At 56.1% G+C, this 1,224-nt stretch carries 1 protein-coding gene; it reads right to left on the bottom strand.

The window, feature by feature from the left end:
* Window positions 1-1,224, bottom strand: a 1,224-nt coding sequence (locus LIY45_RS30495; protein ID WP_226478711.1) for an immunoglobulin-like domain-containing protein, incomplete at both ends; no start/stop codon positions are given.

Below are 1,224 nucleotides of genomic sequence, written 5' to 3'. Positions count from 1 at the left end.
AATGACGGTGGTCGGCGGATTGGTGTTATCCGGAACCAACTTCTCGAAGTTACCGCCAGTAGCCGCTGTAATCGTGGTGCTGACGGTGGAACCGTTGTTGTAAACGTCATTGACTGGTGTTTGGAAAACCACGGTGCCGGTGGTTTTACCGGAATCAATGGTAATGACTTGACCGTTGGACAGCGTCACGGTCACCGGAGCATGAGCTTCGTTGCTCAAGGTCGCGGTGTAGGTGATCTGGCCGCCTTCAGTGATAGCGGTGTCAGTAGTCGACAGCGTTACCGTGGTGGTGTCGATCGAATCCGAAATGACAGTGGTCGGCGGATTCGTATTGTCTGGAACCAACTTCTCGAAGTTACCGCCAGTAGCGGTGGTGATGGTCGTGCTAACGGTCGAACCGTTGTTGTAGACGTCGTTGACCGGCGTTTGGAATACCACGGTGCCGGTAGTTTTACCGGCATCAATGGTGATGACCTGGCCGTTGGACAGCGTCACGGTCACCGGCGCGTGAGCTTCGTTGCTCAAGGTCGCGGTGTACGTGATCTGGCCACCTTCGGTGATCGCCGTGTCGTTGGTCGACAGCGTTACGGTGGTGGTGTCGATCGAATCCGAAATGACGGTGGTCGGCGGATTTGTATTGTCCGGAACCAGCTTCTCGAAATTACCGCCAGTAGCCGTCGTAATCGTGGTGCTAACGGTGGAACCGTTGTTGTAGACGTCGTTGACCGGCGTTTGGAAAACCACGGTGCCGGTAGTTTTGCCGGAGTCAATGGTGATGACCTGGCCATTGGACAAGGTCACGGTGACCGGCGCGTGAGCTTCGTTGCTCAAGGTCGCGGTGTACGTGATCTGCCCACCTTCGGTGATCGCAGTGTCGTTGGTCGACAAGGTTACCGTGGTGGTGTCGATCGAGTCGGTAATCGTGGTGGTCGGCGGATTGGTGTTATCCGGCACCAGCTTCTCGAAGTTACCGCCAGTGGCCGTCGTAATCGTAGTGCTGACGGTGGAACCGTTGTTGTAAACGTCATTGACTGGTGTTTGGAAAACCGCAGTGCCGGTAGTTTTACCGGCATCAATGGTGATCACCTGGCCGTTAGACAGGGTTACGGTCACCGGTGCGTGAGCTTCGTTGCTCAGCGTGGCGGTGTAGGTGATCTGGCCGCCTTCGGTGATCGCCGTGTCGTTGGTCGACAATGTCACGGTGGTGGTGTCGATCGAATCCGA

The organism is Pseudomonas sp. MWU16-30323, assembly GCF_020515595.1.
GTDB classification, from domain to species: Bacteria; Pseudomonadota; Gammaproteobacteria; order Pseudomonadales; family Pseudomonadaceae; genus Aquipseudomonas; species Aquipseudomonas yamanorum.
The sequence above is the reverse complement of the archived record's forward strand: the minus strand, read 5'-3'. Positions and strand labels throughout refer to the sequence as shown.